Annotated in this window: 1 protein-coding gene; it reads left to right on the top strand. The window is 31.7% G+C overall.

Annotation, left to right across the window (positions count from 1 at the left end; genetic code table 11):
• The coding region (locus tag ACNKXV_RS09830) for a hypothetical protein (RefSeq protein WP_417907554.1) at positions 1-267 on the top strand (267 nt) is incomplete at its 5' end.
• Positions 268-357: the final 90 nt, after the last annotated feature.

The following is a 357-nucleotide window of genomic DNA, read 5'->3' on the forward strand; positions in this document are numbered from 1 at the left end:
TTTTCTAATAAACGGAATATAGAGGTTGATAAATTCAAATCCTTAATGATACATTCTGAACGATGGCATAAAGCTCAACAAATGAGAAATTATATAAAAGCTATGCAGGAACAAACCATGTTAAATAATAAGATTGATGACGAGCTTAAAAATTTTCTCAATTGGGCCCGGCTGAAAATTAATTGGTATGATCCGTTAATTGAATTGGAAGACGATATATTAAAAAATGTGGACAGGGATACTTTAGAAATAAAATCCAGGAGGTGATAAAAATTATGGCTTGCGGGGATTATGTGGGGATAACCATTACTAAAAAAAAGAAAAGCCTTGAAAATCAACAGATCAACAAGGCTTTAA

This window comes from Christiangramia aquimixticola (assembly GCF_048285835.1).
GTDB classification, from domain to species: Bacteria; Bacteroidota; Bacteroidia; order Flavobacteriales; family Flavobacteriaceae; genus Christiangramia; species Christiangramia aquimixticola.